This window comes from Aeoliella straminimaris (assembly GCF_024054565.1).
Taxonomy (GTDB): domain Bacteria; phylum Planctomycetota; class Planctomycetia; order Pirellulales; family Lacipirellulaceae; genus Aeoliella; species Aeoliella straminimaris.
Genome location: NZ_JAMXLR010000076.1, coordinates 69,727 through 90,291, shown reverse-complemented (window position 1 = coordinate 90,291; position 20,565 = coordinate 69,727). Strand labels below are relative to the sequence as shown.

15 protein-coding genes are annotated in these 20,565 nt (G+C 60.1%); 9 read left to right on the top strand and 6 right to left on the bottom strand.

The features are described from left to right. Positions 1-184 precede the first annotated feature (184 nt). The 3 genes from NG895_RS22015 (at position 185) to NG895_RS22005 (ending at position 4,463) form a co-directional block, all read left to right on the top strand. Positions 185-1,045, top strand: coding sequence for a deoxyribonuclease IV (locus NG895_RS22015; RefSeq protein ID WP_252854697.1), 861 nt, complete (start codon positions 185-187; stop codon positions 1,043-1,045). A gap of 124 nt (positions 1,046-1,169) precedes the next feature. Further along, complete coding sequence (locus tag NG895_RS22010) at positions 1,170-3,140, top strand: CASTOR/POLLUX-related putative ion channel (RefSeq protein ID WP_252854696.1); 1,971 nt, start codon at positions 1,170-1,172, stop codon at positions 3,138-3,140. 75 nt (positions 3,141-3,215) lie between these two features. Continuing rightward, positions 3,216-4,463 carry a sodium:calcium antiporter gene (locus tag NG895_RS22005; protein WP_252854695.1) on the top strand — a complete coding sequence of 416 codons (1,248 nt, stop codon included), beginning with the start codon at positions 3,216-3,218 and terminating at the stop codon, positions 4,461-4,463. 85 nt (positions 4,464-4,548) lie between these two features. On the opposite strand, the gene NG895_RS22000 is transcribed toward NG895_RS22005, so the two are convergent. The 4 genes from NG895_RS22000 to NG895_RS21985 all read right to left on the bottom strand — a co-directional run bounded on the left by NG895_RS22000 (position 4,549) and on the right by NG895_RS21985 (position 9,110). Further along, positions 4,549-5,853, bottom strand: a complete 1,305-nt coding sequence (locus NG895_RS22000) for a metal ABC transporter permease (protein ID WP_252854694.1) — start codon at positions 5,851-5,853, stop codon at positions 4,549-4,551. Positions 5,854-5,866: 13 nt separating this feature from the next. Beyond that, positions 5,867-7,228 (bottom strand): metal ABC transporter permease, encoded by a 1,362-nt coding sequence (locus NG895_RS21995; protein ID WP_252854693.1) that lies wholly within the window; start codon positions 7,226-7,228, stop codon positions 5,867-5,869. 65 nt (positions 7,229-7,293) lie between these two features. Then, positions 7,294-8,100 carry a metal ABC transporter ATP-binding protein gene (locus tag NG895_RS21990; protein WP_252854692.1) on the bottom strand — a complete coding sequence of 269 codons (807 nt, stop codon included), beginning with the start codon at positions 8,098-8,100 and terminating at the stop codon, positions 7,294-7,296. 5 nt (positions 8,101-8,105) lie between these two features. Then, positions 8,106-9,110 (bottom strand): metal ABC transporter solute-binding protein, Zn/Mn family, encoded by a 1,005-nt coding sequence (locus NG895_RS21985; protein WP_252854691.1) that lies wholly within the window; start codon positions 9,108-9,110, stop codon positions 8,106-8,108. Between the two features lie 257 nt (positions 9,111-9,367). On the opposite strand from NG895_RS21985, the gene NG895_RS21980 reads away from it, so the two are divergent. From NG895_RS21980 to NG895_RS21960, 5 genes are all read left to right on the top strand, one after another. Then, entirely contained in the window at positions 9,368-10,051 is a 684-nt protein-coding gene (locus NG895_RS21980) for a GNAT family N-acetyltransferase (protein ID WP_252854690.1), read from the top strand. Positions 10,052-10,532: 481 nt separating this feature from the next. Next, positions 10,533-11,219 carry a LuxR C-terminal-related transcriptional regulator gene (locus NG895_RS21975; RefSeq protein WP_252854689.1) on the top strand — a complete coding sequence of 229 codons (687 nt, stop codon included), beginning with the start codon at positions 10,533-10,535 and terminating at the stop codon, positions 11,217-11,219. 288 nt (positions 11,220-11,507) lie between these two features. Continuing rightward, entirely contained in the window at positions 11,508-12,749 is a 1,242-nt protein-coding gene (locus NG895_RS21970; RefSeq protein WP_252854688.1) for a M16 family metallopeptidase, read from the top strand. Beyond that, the gene (locus NG895_RS21965; RefSeq protein WP_252854687.1) at positions 12,736-13,968 is read left to right on the top strand and encodes a M16 family metallopeptidase; all 1,233 of its coding nucleotides are present in this window, start codon (positions 12,736-12,738) and stop codon (positions 13,966-13,968) included. Before NG895_RS21970 ends, NG895_RS21965 begins: the two co-directional genes overlap by 14 nt. Before the next feature lie 116 nt (positions 13,969-14,084). Next, the gene (locus NG895_RS21960) at positions 14,085-14,600 is read left to right on the top strand and encodes a hypothetical protein (protein ID WP_252854686.1); all 516 of its coding nucleotides are present in this window, start codon (positions 14,085-14,087) and stop codon (positions 14,598-14,600) included. A 57-nt stretch (positions 14,601-14,657) separates the two neighbouring features. Here NG895_RS21960 and NG895_RS21955 read toward each other — a convergent pair whose 3' ends face one another. Next, positions 14,658-18,113, bottom strand: coding sequence for an AAA family ATPase (locus NG895_RS21955; RefSeq protein WP_252854685.1), 3,456 nt, complete (start codon positions 18,111-18,113; stop codon positions 14,658-14,660). A 133-nt stretch (positions 18,114-18,246) separates the two neighbouring features. Beyond that, positions 18,247-19,449 (bottom strand): metallophosphoesterase family protein, encoded by a 1,203-nt coding sequence (locus tag NG895_RS21950; RefSeq protein WP_252854684.1) that lies wholly within the window; start codon positions 19,447-19,449, stop codon positions 18,247-18,249. 370 nt (positions 19,450-19,819) lie between these two features. On the opposite strand from NG895_RS21950, the gene NG895_RS21945 reads away from it, so the two are divergent. Beyond that, a complete protein-coding gene (locus tag NG895_RS21945; protein ID WP_252854683.1) occupies positions 19,820-20,554 on the top strand; it encodes an alpha/beta hydrolase in 735 nt (244 codons plus the stop codon). Positions 20,555-20,565: the final 11 nt, after the last annotated feature.

The window sequence follows — 20,565 nt, the reverse complement described above, 5'->3', positions numbered from 1 at the left end:
AAACCCGCGATTTTACGCCGCGAAGATTATCCGTTCAACAGCCCCCGGAGGGGAATGACGAATGATCAAGCTGCAATGACCAATCCTGGCGGGATGTCCGCAGAAACTGGTCATTGGGTACTTCGTCATTGGTCATTGGGCCCACCTTGGCTCACCCCAATTCATCAACACTTAACGAGCCCCCATGCCAATACTCGGTGCCCACATGTCGATCGCCGGCGGATATTACAAATCCGTCGAAGCCGCCAGCAAAGCTGGATGCGACTGCGTCCAGCTGTTTACCAAGAATAACAACCAGTGGCGGGCCAAGGAACTTACGGACGAGGATGCCGAGCGGTTTAAGGCGTCGCTCAAAGAACTCGGCATCAAGCACCCGATTGCGCACGATTCGTACCTGATCAACCTCGGCAGCCCGGATGACGAGTTGTGGAAAAAATCGGTCGACGCCCTGGTGATCGAGCTCCAGCGGGCGGCCAAGCTGGGCATCCCCTACGTGGTGGCCCACCCGGGCGCGTACACCACCACCAGCGAAAAGGTTGGAATCCGGCGGATCGCCAAGGGGCTGAACGAGGTGCACAAGCAGACGGGGGGCATCGAGTCGCAAGTGCTGCTGGAGAACACGGCCGGTCAAGGCTCGAACCTCGGCTGGAAGTTCGAACACCTGGCCGAAATCATTGAGAAAACGCGCAACCCCGATCGCCTGGGCGTGTGCATCGATACGTGCCATGCCTTCGCCGCCGGCTACGCAATGGAAACCAAGAAGGAGTACCTGGCCACGATTCGTGAACTGGACAAAACGGTCGGCTACAAATTGGTGAAGGCCTTTCATCTGAACGACAGCCTGAAGCCGTTCGGCTCGCGAGTCGACCGCCACGCTGCGATTGGCGAGGGCGAGATGGGCCTGGAGCCTTTCCGCCACCTCTTGAATGATCGACGCTTCCGCAAAGTCCCGATGTACATGGAAACCCCTAAAGGCGAGAGCGATTCGGGAGAAGATCTGGATGTGGTGAATCTAAGGATTTTACGCTCCCTGGTTTCAAAGTAAGCTAGACTTCCACAAGCATCCGCGGCAGTTTCCTACAGGAATCACATCGGCTGCGTCGAGGCTCGTTGATGCTTCGTGGCCAAGGACGGTAGTTTGTTACTGATTGCTCGCGGGGGATCATTGCATGAGTTCGCCATCGCTGGGGCAGCGTCTGCGCTACCGGTTCGATTCGTTTATGGCCCGTGGTGGCAGCAGCATCTTCATCAGCTTGATGCTGTTTTTTCTGGTGTTGTTTGTCTCGATCTCGCTGATCAGGCTCGCCATCTACTTCTTCATGGGTGCGGGACAGAATCAGTACACCGATGCCGACACGATGGGCGAGCAGATGTACATTGTGTGGCTCGGAATGACCGACCCGGGCAACATGAACCACGACCTGCTGTCGCATAGTTGGTTCAAGGTGCCGGCCATGTTGGCAGGCATGTCGGGTGTGGTGATCCTTTCGATGCTCATCGCGTTTATCACCACCGCCCTGGACCAGAAGCTCACGCAGCTGCGCAAAGGCCACTCGAAAGTCATCGAGTCCGACCATACGCTTATCCTCGGCTGGAACGGCCGCGTCACCGAAATTCTGCGCGAGTTGGTGATCGCCAACGAGAGTGAGGATAACCCGTGCGTGGTGATCCTGTCGGAAAGAGAAAAAGAGTACATGGACGATCAGCTAAGCTTGCTGATGCCCGATACTCAGAACACCCGCGTGGTAACGCGTTCGGGCGCCGTGTCGTCGGTGGTGAACCTGGACATCGCTTCGCTGTCGACCTGCAAGAGCGTCGTTGTGCTGGCGTATTGCGATGACGCGGCCAGCGAAGCCGTGAAGGTGGCCAGCGACATCCGCGTGATCAAGACCATCCTGGCGGTGGGAGCTGGCAAAGAAGAAGGGGCTGAACTGAACATCGTGGCCGAACTGTTCACCGAGCGCTCGCGGACAATCGCCGAAGACATCAGCAGCGACGTCACCACGGTGGACGCCCAGGAAATATTGGCCAAGATCCTGGTGCAAACGTCGCGTTCGGTTGGCCTGAGCGTCGTCTATGGCGAAGCATTGTCGTTCGATGGCTGCGAAATGTACTTTCACAACGACGATTGGGGCGGACTGGTTTTCGGCGAATTGCAGTTCCATTTCCCCGATGGCGTGCCGCTCGGACTGCGGACTAAGAAAGGCGATTTGCTGATCAACCCACCCCCCGATCGCATCATGGCCTCGTCAGACGACATTCTGATCCTGGCCGAGGACGATTCGACCATCGAGTTCCAGGCAGAGCCGGTGGCGCGGCCCAGAGACATCGAGCTTGCTGGTGGCCGGGTCGAAATGCGGATCGAAAGGGAACTTCTGATCGGCTGGAATCCGAAATTGCCAACGATTCTGCGCGAGTATGCCGACTACGTGCTGGAAGGTTCGACGTTCGACGTGATGATCGATTCGCCGCCAGATGACATTCGCTCCACGCTCGAACGGCTGGATGCGGAACTTGACAAGATCGAGATTCGTCTGGTCGACGCCAGCCCGCTCAGTTCCGAGTCGCTAACGTCGGTGGAACCCTGGACCTACGACAACATCCTCATTCTCAGCCGTGGCATCGACAATCCCGATCCCGAGACCACCGATTCGGAGACCATCGTGGTGCTGCTATTGCTGCGGCAACTTTTCGACGCCGAACTCACCCGCAACGGCAATGAAACGATACGCACCAAGCTGATTACCGAAGTGATGGACTCGAACAACCAGGAGCTCATCGCCCGCGCCGGTGTGAACGACTTCATTATCTCCAATCGCTTTGTGAGTATGATGCTGGCCCAGGTGAGCGAGGAGCAGGACATCAAACGTGTGTACGACGACCTCTTTTCCGAAGACGGCTCGGAAATCTACCTCAAACCCGCATCGCTCTACTTTACGGAATTTCCTGCCGAGGTGAGCTTTGCGGACATGATGGGCATCGCGCAGAAACGAGAAGAGGTGTGCATTGGGGTAAAGATTACCGCCAAGGAGACGCACATGGACGAGAATTTCGGTGTCAAGCTAATACCGGAAAAGAACACCCGCTATCGCCTGGAACCCAACGATTGTCTAATTGTAGTGGCGGAAGATGAGACCTGACGCGCTCGTTTCTGGCGAGTATTGTCGCCTCATCGACGTTAGTCGAAGTTCGTAGTTTCCAAGTGTTGGATCTCCATGACCGATTCCGTCAGTCCTGCTCCCGAAGCTGAATTCGACGAGAGCACGATCGATCGCACGGGGCTATGGGTCACCGCGTTGGTGCTGGTGGCCATGGGCGTTTGTTGGTTTGCTGGCTGGACGCTGGGATGGTTGATGAGCGGTGGCGCCCTGATTGCCATCGTCATCTGGCAAGCTTGTGACCCGTTTGCCGAAACGGCCCAGTGGATCGGCGGACGGCTTCGCATCCCCGGCTCCGTTCGTGGCGCTACGCTCGACGCAGTGGCCAGCAGCATGCCGGAGCTATTCAGCGGAATCTTCTTCGTGGTGCTGGCCGTCTCGGCGGCCGATCCTTCCGCTTTATCCGAAGCCGGAGCCGAGGGCTACGGCGCCACGATCGCCACCTGCGCTGGCAGTGCCGTGTACAACATGATCTTGATTCCGGCCGCCGTCGCCCTGGTGGTGTCCTATCGCCGGCATACGCAGCGGCACGTCGAAGTCGAGAACGTTGTGCTGGCGCGCGACGGCGTGTGGTTTCTCGTGTGCGAGATGCTGCTGATCGTCTTTCTTTACGAAGAGCAAATGCAGTGGTGGCACGCCCTGGTGTTCCTCGGCATGTACGGCGTGTACCTGCTGATGCTGGTGCGAGGCACCTACCTTCACCGCAAACGACTCGATGCCGAAGCACTCGCCCGAGAGGATCAGGAGGAGGAAGAGGAGCTACCCACCGAGGCGAGCTGTCTGTTCGGGTTGTTCAACGTCCCAATAGGTCCTGTTAGCGCCTGGACCATTATCATCGTCACCACGCTGGTGGCGGCCGGGGCATGTTACTTTCTCGTAGAAACGACCCGCCAGACGGCCGGACTGCTGGGCGTGCCCACGTTCTTTGTGGCCGTCATCCTGGCGGCCGCCGTGTCGAGCGTTCCCGATACCTTCCTCTCGATCGGGGCAGCCATGCGGGGAGACGACTCGGGCGCGATCTCCAATGCCTTCGGCTCGAACATTTTCGATATCTGCGTCTGTCTTTCGATTCCCCTGCTGGTGAACTCCTACCTGGTAGGCTGGGAACCGGTCTCGATGCTACAGGACGGCAAACCCATCCCAGGGCTCGTGGGCCTACGGTTGTTGCTGTGGGTGCTGACCGCAGTGACGCTGCTCGTATTGTGGCACAGGCGGCAACTCACGCGGGCCAAGGCACTGTTCCTGATTGCGCTCTATCTGGTGTTCGTCGGCTACGCCGTGACGGGCTCGATCTGGGCCGAGTAGGTGGAATGGATCGGTAGCGTTCCCCTGCTGGGGGCTCGCGGAGCTCGACCCCAGGCACCCCGTAACTACCCTCCGACTACTTTCCCTATTCGGGAATCTCTCGCCCGTGCGGGTCTTCTGCCCCCTCGGGCAGGCGTTCGGCCAGTTGCTCGCGGATTTCTTCGTCCAGAAAGTGCTCGACGCGATGGGCCGGCTCGTGCACGTGGTCGACCGGCAAGCCGAGTTCGTCCACCAGGTAAGCCTCCCACAATCGGTGCGTGCGAACGAGCTGTGCCGCTTGGGCTCGGCCCGAATCGGTCAGCATCAGACCACCCTCGTCCCTGGTGACACCGCCCCGGCGGACCAAGGTACGAAGCGCATGGCGGGCGGTGAATCCTCCCCCTACGGCTTCAATGGCGTCGGCGCGGGCGATCTTGCGACTGCGGTCGTACTCTTCCACTCGGTACAGCATGGCGAGGATGTCTTCGCGCACGATCCGTGCGGAGGTTTGATAGTTAAACCAAGCCCGAGCCGCCAACCCACCAGTGGGCGAGAAAATGGCGGCTAACGCGTAGATGCTCCCCGCGAGCACGGCCATCGTCCCGGGCGGCGAAAGGTCGTACCGCACGGCGATCAGCGTGCCAAGCACTCCGACCAACGCCCCGATCAAACATGACAGCAAAACCATGCGGCCTAACCGCTCGACACAAAGTTGCGCAGCGGCGGGTGGAATGATCAGCATGGCAACTACCAGAATGGACCCAACCACCTGAAACGAAGCGACGGCCGTAAGCGCGACCAACGTCATCAAGGTGTAGTGCATGACCGGCGCCGAGATGCCGATGGCCGTGGCCAGTGCGGAATCGAATGTTGTGATCTTCAGTTCCTTCCACAGCACCGCGACGACCAGCACATTGACCAGCAGCACCGGCAGCGCCACCAATATCTGGCGAGGCAGTTCCAGGCCGCCCACTCGAATGGTATCGAGGACCATGATCAAGGAACCTTCGTACACGCAGGCTGCGTCCAGATGCACCCGCGAGCCAAACAGCTTCAAGAGCACGACCCCTAAGGCGAACAGCGAGGTAAACACCACGCCCATCGCCGCGTCGGTCGACAAGCGTCCATAGTGGTGCAAGGTCTGCGTCAGAAAAGTGGTCGCTACACCAGCCAGCACGGCACCAATGAACATCGGTACGATGCTCAAACTGCCGGAGAACAAGAATGCCACTACCAGCCCTGGCAGCACCGCGTGCGACAAGGCGTCGCCCATCAGGCTCATTCGTCGCAACACCAGGAACGAACCCACTAGCGCGCAGGAAAGATTCACCAACACCGCCATCACCATGATGCGCAGCACCATCGGCAGCGTATCGGGATCCAGCAGGTTGTTGACGGCAAGAATCATCATCTCGTTTGAACGACTACTCCGGCGTTTCTTCGATGGTTTGCTGCGGATCGATCACGTGCGGCGAACGGGGCACGTCGCCCGCCGCCTCGGCTGGCAGCCGGCCTTCGGCACGCAAGGCCTGCTCCAAGTGCTGCACCACTTCGGGCGGCAGCAAGTGCTCCAGGGCATCGGCGTCGTGGTGCACGTCATCGGGAGATCGATCCCACCCTTCGACCACGTACATTTCCCATAGTCGGTGAGCTCGCACCAGATGCGACGCCTGTTCGAATCCCCTGGGCGTAAACCGCAGTTGCGAACCACGAAGTTCAATTAACCCCTCTCGTTGTGTTCTGGCGGTCTGGGCGGTCAGGGTGGCTCCTTGCCAATCGCCGTATCTTCCCAAACGCTCGAAATCGATCCACGGTCGATCGGCCTCTGGCGCGGGACTCAATTCATAGATCGCTCGCAACAGGTGATCTCGGGCCACTTTGCGTTGTAGTCTGCGATGGCTCAGAATTCGGGCGACCAGCCCACGCTGCGGGGCAACAAGCATCGACAACAAGAGCAGCCCGCCGCCGGCCAGGACGATCAATGGTCCGGGTGGCAGTCCTACAGGAGTGTCGGCCGCAGTCTTTCCCAGGCCAATGTGTTCGACCACGCCCGGCGCCGCCAGCAAGCATCCGATGATGCCTGCCAGGGCTCCGACAACGGACGAAATCGCCAGCAGTGCCCCCAGGCGGTTGGTCCAGAATCTCGCAGCCGCCGCCGGCGTGATGAGCATGGCCGCCATCAGAATCACTCCGCAAATCGGCAGCCCAATCACGGTGACCACGGCCACCGCACCCAGCACGATGAAGTCGAGCCAAAACGTTGGCCAGCCCTGCGCGGCGGCGAATCCGCTGTCGAACGACAGCAACTGCAGTTCCTTGTACATGGCCAGGACAAACACCAACAATCCGCCTGCCATGGTGATGATCACCCACAGGTCGCGGGACCGCAAACTGGCGATCTCGCCAAACAGGAACGAGTCGAGCCCGGCCTTGTCTCCCTCGGGATTGGCCTGCAACACCGTGAGTAAGACCACACCAAGCCCAAAGAAGGTGCTCAGTACAATGCCCAGTGCTGCATCCTCGCTGGTACGGGTCCAACGCGCGATAATGGCGACGCAGCCCACGCCCAATAGCCCGGCCACCAATGCACCGACGGACAGCGTGAGCAGGTCGCGAGTTTGCCACAGCATGTAGGCAGCGGCGATACCCGGAAGTGATGCGTGAGAAAGCATGTCGCCCACCAATGCTCGCCGCCGGAGTACGGCGAACGTACCCACAAAGCCCGCTGCCGCGCCGAGCAGCGACGCGCCGAGCATGACTTTCCAGATGATGGAATTCGGAAGCATAAGCGAGGGTAGCGGGTGGAAAGTGGCGTTCGCGAAGTGCTGAATGGGCTACTCGCCAGCAGCCTCTACTCCGGTGATCGACGCCGCACGGCCTCTGCAGCTTGATCGAGAATCGTGAGCCGGCCGCCGTAGGTCCTCTGCAGATTTTGTGTGGTAAAAGTCGATTCCATCGGCCCGCACGCCAACAGTCGCATATTAAGTAGGATCACCCAGTCGAAGTATTCCTCGGTGGTCTGCAAGTCATGATGCACAACGAATACCGTCTTGCCGGCGGAGCGCAGGTTTTGCAGCATCCGCAAAATGGCGGCCTCCGTCGCTGCATCGACCCCGGCAAACGGTTCGTCCATGAAATACACCTTGGCGTCCTGAGCGAGCGCCCGTGCCAGGAAAACCCTCTGCTGCTGCCCGCCGGAGAGCTGGCGAATCTGTCGGTCGGCAAAGTCGGCCAGTTCGACCTGGTCCAGGCACTGGCGGGCGAACTCACGCTCGCGATGACCGGGACGACGAAACCACCCCAGCCGGCCGTAAGTTCCCATCTGCACAACATCAATCGCTGTTACGGGAAAGTCCCAGTCGACCGTTTCTCGCTGCGGCACGTAACCAACAATCCGTCGTTGTGCGCGATACGGCTTGCCATAGATTTCCACCTTCCCACTGGCCAGTGGCACCAGCCCCAGGATGGCTTTGATCAAGGTCGATTTGCCAGCCCCATTGGGGCCAACGATACCCACCAGTTGCCCTTCGGGCACCGTGAGGTCGATATCCCACAGCACTGGCTTGCGACGGTAGGCCACGGTCATGTCGTGGACCTCGAGCGCGGTGGTCAGGTCGGTCGAAGCGGCCTGCTGTGCTTCGGCAAGGTGGGAACGCATGGCGGTTACTCCCCTGCCAGACCATTGACGATGGCCGCCACGTTGGCCCTGATCATGCCGACGTAAGTTTCGGCTCCGGAACCGGCGCTGCCCATGGCATCGGAGTAGAGTTCTTTGCCGACGCGTACCTGGTGCCCCGCGGCCTGGCACTCTTCGATCAGCTTATTGACCAGCCGAGGCGACGTGGAAGATTCGACAAATACCGCTGGCACCTGGTTCTCGACCAGAATCTTTCGCACAGCATCCAGGTGAGCAAAATCGGCCTCGTCGTCGGTGCTGATTCCCTTCAGTCCAATGGTCTTCAATCCGTAAGCGGCGCTAAAGTAACCGAAGGCATCATGCGCCGTGACCAGTAGTCGTCGGTCGTCAGGAATCGACCGAAGCTGGGCCCCCACCTCCGCATTCAATTCGTCGAGTTGCTTTCGGTACGCCGCGGCATTGGCGCGGTAGTCGTCGGCTCGCGCCGGGTCGAACTCACACAATCGCTCCGCGGCGTAGTCGACGCAATCGGCCCACAGCGACACGTCATGCCACACGTGAGGATCATGCACTCCGCTAAAGCCGGCGGGCGAAATCAAACGTTTGTCGTGCTCCTCGACCAAACGGCCCGTCAGGGGAACCACGGGCTTGCGATCGGCAAGTTGCTCGAGCGAATCGGCAATGCGTCCCTCGAGATGCAAGCCGTTGTAGAACACGATGTCGGCCTGCTGCAGCTTCAGCAGGTGAGACGGCTTGGTACGAAACATGTGCGGATCGACGCCGGGTCCCATCAGCGACTCAATCTCGGCATGTTCCCCAACAATGTTTCGTACCGCGTCGGCCACTTGCTGAGTGGTGCACACAATCGATAGCGGGGGCTCACCAGAGAACTCGCGGGAGTGGGAGTCGCTCGCCGTGGCGTCGTCCACGCCAGGCCCTGCCGGTTTGTCGCAGCCGGCGCAGCAAGCCAAGAGGAGCAACGTGCCCGTCACGCCCCACCTCTGCCAAGCCCGCTGCTGAGTGTAATTCACGAGAAAACCCTTCGCCCGCCCGGGCTACCAGGAAGTTTTGAATACTCAAAATCTAGTCGTCCAGCAGCGGCTGGGTCAAGTGGATTCCGCGAGTGGGCCGCTTTTGCGGTGAATCGCAGCCGCCCGGTATTCGGTTCGCCAACGCAATCGCTACATCCCCACCCGCAAGCCGATTTCCGTTGCGCGAGCATCCAACGGAAAGTTTGACGCCCATTTTCCCCGGCAGTACATTGCAGATGCGACCGCGGACGATTGCCATGCCAGCGCAAGAGGTTTGCCTGGCAGAGCACCAGAATGGAGTATGTCACGTGATCCCCTCGTTCGTTCCTTCAGGCTACCGTTTTTGGCCGTTTGTCTTTGGCGATCGGCAAACGAATCCGTCGATGAGCATTACCTATATCAAACGATACCGCATGGAGGTCGACCTCACCCGGCAGACCGTGGCGCCTCCACGTTTGCCCGCTGGGTATCGGCTTCGTGCGTGGTCTAAGGATCTCGTCGACATACATGCCGAAACGAAGTATTTGAGCTTCCACGGTGAATTGGATGCCGAGATCTTTCCGAGCCTGGGCACGCCCGATGGATGCCAACGACTCATGCAAGGCATCTCTAGTGGCACTGGATTCGTACCTGAGGCTACCTGGCTGATCGAGTTTACCGATCCCCAAGGTCGCAGTGAACCTTGCGCAACAATTCAGGGCATGAATCTCGACCACCACTTCGGGTCGATACAGAACGTGGGAGTCGTACCTTACCATCGCGGTCAGGGGCTTGGATCGGCCTTGGTCACGGCCGCCCTCTTCGGGTTCCAGCAGGTGGGCCTTTCGCGCGCATGCCTGGAAGTCACGGTGCAAAACAAGAACGCCGTACGACTCTACCAACGCCTGGGCTTTCGTCGCGCCAAGACCATCTACAAGTCGGTGGAGATGGCTCACGTTTGAGCCGCCACCAGTTTGGATAATCTGACATGGCAGTGGGTCCTATCTTCTGCACACTGCTCCCTTCCACATTGGCGCTCTTGGCCATCATCGTTTAGGGCACTTCTCTGCGCGGAAATGAAGCGACACCAAGGTTTGGTAGACGTCCATTTCTGATGAGCCGTGGTGACGCCGTCGGAGGTGATTTCGACATGCTGTTTTCGTTGTCGAGCATGGGATCGGTGCATGTCGAGTGATAGTCGACGTATCTGCGGAAACCTTTTTTATTTGTCGACCCGCAGTCGATAGACCGTGTTTACCACCACCTCCGATAATGATCGCAGCAGTGGCAGCAGATCGGATGCGGAACACCGATACGGCATTCCGAAACGCCGATTTTCAATGCCCATAACTCAGCTTTCCTTTCGACCAGAACTATCGTATGTACTTCTATCCAACCACCAAATTATCTGCCTCCCGAGTCTCAACGGACGACAATACGAAGATGATTGACGGTCCCGACGCGGCAGATCTGCCCCACCTCGCCCCACCGAATGCTCCCCTACTGATTTGTTCGCTGACGACCAGCTTCATCCACGAGCTGTCGACTCTGGCGAAAGAGCGCCGGCAACCGGTGATTGCCTGCCCCGATCTCTCTCAATTCACGGCGACGCTCGCAGAGCACCAACCAGGTTGCGTTCTAATGGAAGGTTCTGACGAGTTCGTCAACCGCGCGTTGCGTCTGTTCGAGCTAATGGACCATTGCGATGCCACGCTATTCGTTTGCACGCACCACCAAACGATCTCATTGAACCTGCCCGAAGGTCTCCAAGCCCCCATTGCAGTAGTCGGCCCCCCCAACGACTTGGCAGAGTTGCTGACCATGGTCCACAGCGCGATTGCGATTCATGGACTCAAACGACTCGCCCGCACGCACCTGGCAAGGTACGCCAAAGCCGTCTCTCGCTTGAGCGACGCCCAACGCGATGTCCTGAACGACGTGTGCGCCGGCAAGCCAAACAAGTCGATTGCATCGCGGCAGCAGGTCAGCCTGCGGACAGTCGAACAACGTCGCCGGCGGGTGTTCGACGTGCTGGGTGTCGCGTCGGCGGGGCCTCTGGGCTACGAAGTTGGCTTCGCGGCAGCCCTACGACTGCTGGAGAAAGTCGCCCCGGGCGAGCACCCCTGCTAGGGCATAGAGGCACGCGTGTCTTGCGTGGTGGATCGGCCCCATACCGGTGGTTGAAACGCAAATCGAGCTGGCTTCGGCGAAAAACGCCCCGATTGTTTTGCCAAGTTCAAAATTTCGGCTGACGGTGCCCGAGTCCCTGCAAAATTCGCAGTTTCCTGCGAGGCCGCCCAGCGTAAAGATTCCTGTAACCCAGGAACAGACCGCACTTGCCGGAGCGGGCGGAATGGTCCACATTAGCGGGTTCCCCCTGTGGTCTCATTCGATTTCCCATAACCAGCAAGATCCGCGGTGCCTACCGACTACGTCCACCAACTCGACAACGGCCTGGTATTACTCGGCGAACCGTCCGACGCTTTTCAGTCCGCCGCTTTTTCGTTGCTGATCTCCGCTGGCTGCCGCCACGATCCGGCTGGACAGGCGGGGCTGGCCAGCTTGTCGTGCGAGATGATGCTGCGCGGCGCCGGAGATCGCGATAGCCGACACCTCATTAGCGACCTGGAGAACCTGGGGGTCGAGCGAAGCGAGTCGGTGGGCGTCTCGCAGGCCAACTTCAGCGGGGCCACGATCAGCGCTAGTTTGATTCCGGCCCTTTCGATCTACGCCGATATCGTCCGCCGTCCCCACCTGCCCGAAGACCAACTCGAAGCTGGCCGCGCCGTATGCATTCAAGAGCTACGCGGCGTGGAAGACGATCCCGGTCAGAAGCTGATGATGGAACTTCGCCGTCGGCACTACCCCGACCCCTGGGGTCGCCCCAGCCACGGCGAGCAAGATGACCTGGCAAAGCTTACCGCCGCAGACGTCCAACAGTTTTTCACCAATCGCTACGGTCCACGCGACGCCATCCTGGGCATCGCCGGCAACTTCGACTGGCAGGAAGTCTGCAACGCTGCGGACGAATTATTCGGAGACTGGAAGGTGCAGGCCGATTACAGCCCCATCACCGAGATGGCGCCCTCGAAGGACACCCATTTAACCTACGATTCGAACCAGTCGCATATCGGCTTGGCGTTCCCCTCCATACCCTATCGCCATCCGCAGTACTTCGAAGCCTGGTCGGCGGTCGGAGTGCTTTCGGGCGGCATGAGTTCCCGCCTGTTCAGCGAGGTCCGCGAGAAGCGTGGCCTGTGCTACACGGTGTACGCCTCGCTTCATACCCAGCGCGAACGGGCGGCCGTATTCTGCTACGCCGGCACCACGGCCGAGCGAGCTCAGGAGACACTCGACGTGACCCACAGCGAACTGGTGCGGTTGGGCGAGGGCGTGCAGGCCGAGGAACTCGCCCGTCTTAAGGCCCGCATCAAGAGCAGCTTGATTATGCAACAGGAGTCGACTTCGGCCCGCGCGGGTTCGCTGTCCCGCGACTGGTACCATCTGGGGCGCATCCGACCTATCGAAGAAGTAGCCGCCAAGGTCGACGCCCTGACGGCCGAGAGCATCAATGCCTATCTGGCAGCTAATCCACCTGAGACGTTCACCTGCTTGACGCTCGGACCGCAACCATTGGAGCTTCCTAATGGAATTTCGTAAGCACCGCCTGGCCAACGGCCTGGAGATCGTGGCCGAGTGCAATCCGGCAGCTCACTCCATGGGCCTGGGCTTCTTTGTCCGCACCGGTTCGCGGGACGAAACGCCCGAACTGGCTGGCATCAGTCACTTCCTGGAGCACATGGTGTTCAAGGGGACGCCGCGCCGCAGTGCGGACGACGTGAACCGCGAGTTCGACGAAATCGGCGCCCACTACAACGCCTTTACCAGCGAGGAGAGCACCGTGTATTACGCCTCGGTGCTGCCCGAGTACCAGGGCGCGGCCCTCGACATCCTGGCCGACATCATGCGGCCCAGTCTCCGCGAGTCGGACTTCGAGATGGAGAAGAAGGTAATCGTCGAGGAGATCCAGATGTACCTCGACCAGCCGCCCTACGGAATGGACGACCGGCTGAAGCAGATTTGCTTCGGCGACCATCCGATCGCCAACAGCGTGATCGGCAGCGAGGCCAGCGTCACCGCGCTGTCGCCCGACCAGATGCTGCTATACCACCGCGATCGTTACTCGTCCGATAACCTGTTCGTCGCCGCGGCCGGCAAGGTCGACTTCGACGCCCTGGTCGAGCAGTGCGAAGAACTGTGCGGCGCATGGGAAGCGAGCAAGCCCCAGCGGACCACGCCGCCGGTCGCCATGCAGCCGCAAGTCGAGGTGAAACCGAACGCCAATTGCACGCAGCAGTACGTGTTGCTGCTGCGTGATGCACCAGCAGCGGGCGATGATGCTCGGTTCGCCGCGAAGCTGCTGACCACCATGATGGGCGACGACTCCGGCAGCCGCATGTACTGGGACCTGGTCGATAGCGGCCTGGTGGAATCGGCCAGCCTGGGCCACTACGAGTACCAAGGCGTGGGCATGTTCTATACTTGGGTGGCGTGCGAGCCGGAAGACACGGCCGCAAACCTCGCGCGGCTGCACAAGCTCTTTGAAGAAGCCGAGCAGTCGGGCTTTAAGCCCGAAGAGTTCGAACAAGCCAAGAACAAGGTGAAGGCCCGCGTGGTGCTGGGCAACGAACGCCCCCGCAGCCGGCTTTTCAGCGTCGGCGGCAACTGGCTGCAACGTCGCGAGTACCGCGCCGTGACTGACGACCTGGAAGCGGTGAGTAGCGTCACGCTGGACGAAGTGATGCAGGTGCTGGCCAAGTACCCGCTCTCGCAGTACGCCACGGCAGCTGTGGGGCCGCTCAAGTCGCTCGAGGGGTGAGGTCCGTCACGCGAATTCGTGGTTGACTGCAATTAATGCTTTGCATCTCGCCTCAGCCACATAGCACTGAAGCTTCGGTGTGGAATTTTTCACGTTTGAATATCAGGCGAAACACCATGCGTATAAAACTGTTAGTAGCGATTGTCTCTTTGACACTTTGCGCCGGATGTGGCAAGAATGACTCAGCCGAAGAGGCGATGTCGAACACAGTAGTTGGAATAGATGAAGCTTCCGAAGAGCCGCGATTCACTTTCATTGCACCAGACGGTTTCGTATGGGATGAGCAGAACAAGCTGTTCCATAACGAGCAGCTGCGCACCAGCATCTTGATGGCTCATGCCCCACAGCAGACCCTCAATTTCTTGATCAACGACTTTTCCGCCGATCAAATGCTGTCAGCGAACATGGAACTAGTTGAGAAGGATGTGCGGCAGCTGGATGGTCGAGAGACACTCTTAGTCAAAGGCAACCGACTCAACGCTCCTTTTCCACAACAATTCTGTATCGTTGCCTACGGAACCGACGAGGGCTGTGCTCAACTCACGGCTATCTACCCGGAGGACCTTTCCGACGAGATAAAAGCGAATCTTGAATCCGCGTTACTGAATTCAACCTATGGAGTGCCTGAGTAGCGAAAGATTCTGGAGCGATTCACCTTCTTCGGGCGCTGACGCTCCCGGCTCACCAAACTATCCCCACCGCGTATAAACCATCGGCTCTTCCATCGGCTGCGAGTCGATTTCGCTCCGCTCGATGTGATCGGGATTGTCGTGGTCCCAGTCGTACTCCACCGGCTCGATGCGGGGAGCGATGTCGTAGTCGTAGTCCACCTCGACCGGTGGTTCTGGTGCCGGTTCGGGCTTGAGCTTCTTACGGGGGACGATGGTCGCTGTGTAGTAATAGTCGGGCTCCGGTTCAGGCTCTTCGGCCACCTCTTCGACTTCCGGCTCCTCGGCCACCTCTTCAACCACTTCCTCTTCAACCACTTCCTCCTCGGCGACTTCTTCTACCTCGGGCTCTTCTATGACCTCCTCGACCACTTCTTCCACTTCCTCTTGGAAGTGCTCGCCAAAGCGACTCGGCAGGCGGCGGCAGTCGGCCGACAGTTTCTTGAAAATGGCCAGAATGTGCTCGTGGCAGGTGAACACCAGCAGCTGATGTCCCTCGGCGGCGAACTCCGTGAGCACCTTGGCGGCCACCGCGGCTCGGCGTTCGTCGTAGTTCACGAGCACGTCGTCCAGAATCATCGGCAGCTGGATCCCCCGGCGGGCAAACATCGAGATCAAGGCCATCCGAACGCTGAGGAACAACTGCTCGCGGGTGCCGCGGCTCAGCGACTCGACCGCCAGCGATGTGCCGTCCTCGCGGTCGACGAACAGGATGTCGTTCGCCAGCGGCGTCCACACTCGCGTGTACAAGCCGCCGGTCAGCTCGCGGAAGTAACCTGTGGCTTCCTGCAGAGTTTCGGGTTGGCGATGCAGTTCGTATTCGTGCCGGACGCGTTCGAGCATCTGGCTCGCAACGGCCCGCTCGCGCCAGGCTTCCATGGCGCGGTGCAGATTCGCCTCGACGATGCCCAGCTCGATCTGCTTCTCGGACAACGTCGAATCTTCGGCCAGGGTCCGCTGCTTCTCAGCCAATTGCGCTCGCTCTTTTAGCAGAGTGTCGAGCTCCTTCTCGGTGGCCTCGTGAGCGCTGGTAAAACCTTCCCATTGCTTCTCGAGCGTGCCGACCACCTCGGGTGTGAAGAACTCGGCGAACTCTTCCTCACTACCCAAGTTGCCAATCGCGGCAGCGATCTCGCGGGTGAGCGACTTCCGCTCCCCTTCCAAGCGAGTCCGCTCCTCAAGGTCGGCAGCCAGCTTCCGGTAAGCGGTTTCGTGCTCGACTCCCGCCTTCTGGAACATGGCGTCGCGTTTACGGGTGAGGCCAATCGCGGTGCGAGCATGACGGGCCTCCTCGGCCTTTAGCTCTTTGGCCCGCTCGCGAAGCTTGTCGCGATGTTCGATATGGGCTTTCTGCAAGCGGCTTTCGCTCAACAAGTGCTCGAGTTGATCCAGCGGCTCCGCATCCTCCATCACCAGGCCAGTCTCTTCGGCCAATCGCTCGATGCGAGTCACTACGCGGTCGAACTCCCGCTGACGACGGGCCATGTCGTCGGCGCGGCTTAGCGCTTTCTGTTCGAGTGCGGCGAGTTGCTCGTACTGGCCGGCCAGCAGGTTGAGCTCCTTGGGCGTGAGCGCCTCGGGCAGTCCCAGGGCCTTGAGCGAGCCACGCCAGTCACGGCGGGTGGTCTCGACACGCGCCTTGGCGGAATCGTAGGCCGACTTCGCACTGCGGCTGGCTTCGGTCGCGCGGCGACGTTCGCTCTCCACCGGCAGCATGTCTTCCAGTTCGGCCAAGTGCTTCTCGGCCGTTTGCAGGCGAAGCACAATTGAGCCATCCGCAACGGGCAGCTCTTCTTCCAACTCGTCTTTCTCAGTGCGGGCGGCCACGAGTTGCCGATTCAAGTCTTCGAGTTGCCGCTCAACGCCATCGAGTTCCTCGGCCATGCGTTCTTTGTTGAAGAACCGCCAGACAGGTACGAGGACGCTGACAAACAGAAACAGAAATCCAGCTTGTCCGAGTTCGGGGCGGCCCTGCGAAAAAGCAAAGGCGAACAACAGTACGACCGCCCCGAACACGCACGCACCCCATGCCGCGTAATGATGCAGGGGCATTACCTGTCCATCCAGCAATTCCCGAGCTTGCTGCTCGAGTTCCACACCGCTACGACGAGTCTGTTCGATCTTCTGTTCCACATTGAGCCGCTGACGCAGCTTGGCGACCATCTCGCCGGCATCCTGCAGATTGGTCGGCAGACCGAGTCGCTCGCTGCTGGTAGTAGCACTCTCCAGTTGCGCGGCGACCTTCTCCTCCTCGTTGCGATAGACCTCGTACTCTTGTTCCGCGATCTCCAATTGCTTCTCAGCGGCATCCATGGCGGTCCGCTGCGGAGCGAGCTTCTCTAGCTGCTCCTTAGTGAGCACCAGACGCCGCTCGCTGTCGCCGAACCACTGCTGGGCCAGGCGGCTGGTCTCGCTCTCGAAACGCTCGGCCAGCTGGTCGGCCTCGGCCTCGAACTCTGCACTCTGGGCAGCCAGCGACTCGAGCCACTCCTGCTGCTCGGCCAGGCCTTCGATTCGGCAACAATTCCGCACCAATACTTCGTTGATGCCCAGATCCTCGGCCTCCTGGCGAAGCTGGTGCCGCTGGCCTTTGTGAATCTCGCGCTGCCGCTGGTGTTCCTCGATGCGTTCGTTCAGTTCGTCCAGGTCCGCAATAGCGGTCGATTCCAACGGGTACAGCCCGGCGAGCGACTGGATGCGGGTGTCGGTCTCTGAACGCTTGAGCCACTGCTGGCGGATGTTCATCGCCACTTCCACCCGCCGGGCCCGGCGTTCCCGCTCGCGAGCCTCGGCCCGCAGCGTGGCCACCTGCTGATCGATCTCGTCGATTTCCAAACCACGCTGGCACCAGGTGCGGGTCTGGCCCGCCAGCTCTGCGATCTCGGCCTCCAGACGCTCCTTGTCAGCCAATAGCGTCGCGATCTTCGAACTGTTGTCGGCATTGTCCAGCAACTTCTTGCGACTCGAACGCAGACCGACGATCACGTCGTACAGCATGATGCGATCGAGACCGGACGTCAGGCGGTAGATCCACTGCGCCGCGGCGCTGCCTCCCAGCGTGCCCAGATGCTGAATTTCATCGAGCCCCAGCGCGAAGACGTTATTGAACGTGGCTTCGTCGACGTGCTCGATGGCCTCGCGCAACAGGCGGTCGCCCTGCTGTTCGCCTTCGGGCATGTCGATCGTCACGCGTCCACAGTCGGTGTCGCTGCGGTCGGCATAGCGGTTGATGCGAAACGGCCCATCGTCGGTCACCACGCCCAGCGAGCCGCCAGGACGACCTCCGCTGACTGGCGGCAGGTACACCGCCCGACGATCGTCGGAGACGCCGTATAGCACGCTCCGCAAGAACTGCATCAACGTGGTCTTGCCCGCTTCGTTCCAACCGTGAAACACGGTGACTTCGGGCGACAATCGACGCAAATCGAGGTCGTGCCAAACGCCGAAGCCGTCGACGGAGATGTCAGTGATACGCATGGGAGAGAGGGATGGGGTCGAGGTTCGGTGGCAGGATGCAGGTTCGAGGCCGCTGGTATCGGGAGGCGGCCGACTTTAGTGACGCTCGAATGACCACACGCGGAATGTAGTTCTCAAGCTCGTTGGTCTTTCCTCATTCGGAATTGACTAGTTGTCCGGTGGCTTCGGGCGACGTGAGCAAATCGATGCCCAGCTTCTTGGCGTTCTCCAGCACCATGGTACGGTGATCGGAATCCGTGAACTTGGCGGCCGATTTGAGCCAGTCGCTGGCGAGTGGCTCCGGCAACAGTTCTTCGAGCGCGAGCGACTTGCGGCCGTCCTCTTCAAATTCGGCCAGCTGTCGCAGGTAGTCGCCAAGGATGGTCTCCTGGTCGTACCATTCTTCTGGCACCGTGGCAGGCGCCAGGCAGTTGACTCGGACCGTCCAGCACAACGGCGAACGCTTCGCGGCTCGCTTCTGCAGTCGGCCAACCAACGCGTCGACCTCCATACCGGGGCGCAGTTGCGTAATCAGCGGCCCGGTACCACGCAGGTGGAACGAGACCAACAGGTCGGTGCCTTGCGACTTTTGACGGAGCTTGTCGAGTCGCTCGTCCATGCGGTCTTCGAGTTGCTCGAGCGTGGTGCTGGCCGTCACTTCGATCGACTCGTCGACCCAGCGGATGATATCGGTCGAGACAAACTTGGTTTGCGTCTTGCCATCGACCACATGCACGAGCGTGCAACCACAAGGCCCCGATTCGCCGGGCGATCGACCTTGAGGCGTGCCGGCGTAGTGGGCGATACCAGGTTCGGTATCCACCGTGGCACGACGATGCCGGCCGCCCAGGGCCATGTAGTGGACGCGGTCGCCTTCACGGCCTGGCGAATCGTTGGTGCTGTAGGCCACGCCAGCGGTGAACACTCCGTTGGCATCGCGATGAAATCCGCTCGCCTCGACGCTACCATCGTCTTCGGCGCTGACACCTTGAATGCGGGCAATGGTCTTGCCGTCGCGTTTCAGTTCGATGTTCTCTACTTCACCACAACCAAAGCGGTGAACGTTTTCGGGCAGCTTCGCCACAACGGGCCACTCGTCCGGCCCATCGACCACACCTCCGGCCCAGAAGACTTCCACGTTGCGGGCGTGAAGGCGTTCGAACTGCTCCTGCAGAAACACAATGGCGCGAGGTCCGCTGCGAGAGAGGTCCACAATGTCGCCCGACAGAAGCAGTGCGTCGGCGCCTTCGACTAGCGTGGTCTCGACCACTTGTTGCGCCGCCATGTAGGCCGCATCGCGAGCCAGTTCGCGCAGATCGTCCGATAGCGTGGGCAGGCCGGCCAGGGGGGCTTCCAAATGCCAATCGCTTGAATGAACGAGACGTATCTCAGGCCGCTGCATAACGCCTCCCTGCGTCAGTGTTGGTGGTGCGGGTGGCAAGTGAACGAGTGACGCCAGCGTCCGTCCGCTCGCCACTTGGCACTTGCCACTCGTCACAACTTACACAGTTTCGCGAAAGGGGCCAACTTCAGATTGCCGGCGGTGCTAGCTTTTTCGAGCGGCAGCTCGCTGGCTTGGAGCTGCTTGCGAGCACGCAAAGAACATCACTCGCTACGCAAAGCGGCGCCGGCGGTCAGCCGCACCTGGCATGCTAGCTGTGGGGCACTTGGAACATTAGACTGGAGCCAAACCTCCCGATCCTCTCGACAACTATTGGAACTGCGAAATGCTGTGCCACAGAGTTCAGTGCCTGGCAGCCGTCGCTCTGTCCGTTTGGCTGGGCGGGCAAATGGCCGCCTTTGGCGAAAAGCCCGACTCCTTTGTGTTTATGCCGAGCAGAGGTGAGGGTCCGTTCCCCGTGGCGGTGTGGCTGCATGGATATCGGGGCTATTCTAGCGATGGCTACGCCCGGAACCTCTCTAAGGAGGTCTACCAGAAGCACGCCGACGATCTTGGCGCAGCCATTGTGGGCTTTCCCGGCACATGCGATCTGGGAGATGGAACCCAGCAGTGGTCTGAAGAGCCAATCGCCGATCAGGCCTATATCCAATGGCGACTGCGAATCCTGGCCCAGCAGCACGATCTCGACTTGAACAACGTAGCGTTGTTTGGCTTCTCGCAAGGCGCTGTGGTGGCCGGCGACTTGGTGACCATTTTCCCCAAGCAATACAGCGGTGCTTTGCTACTTTCGCCCGGTTGCATCAGCGAACCGCGTGGCGCCGCCGAGCCAAGCGACGACCACAAGAAACTGGTGGTGGTAAGCAGCTGTGGCGCCATGGAACACCCAGGAACTGTGGAGTTGACCAAGGCCTATGACGGCTACCTGCGCAAGCTCGGAGCCGACTGCACGCTGAAGCTGTACCCCGGCGTTGAGAAACACGACCGTCCGCCCGATTTCGCCGATCAGTTCCCCAAGTGGATGGAGAAGATACTGGCCGACAAAGAGCCGGCTACCCCATAAGTCCAGCGGAG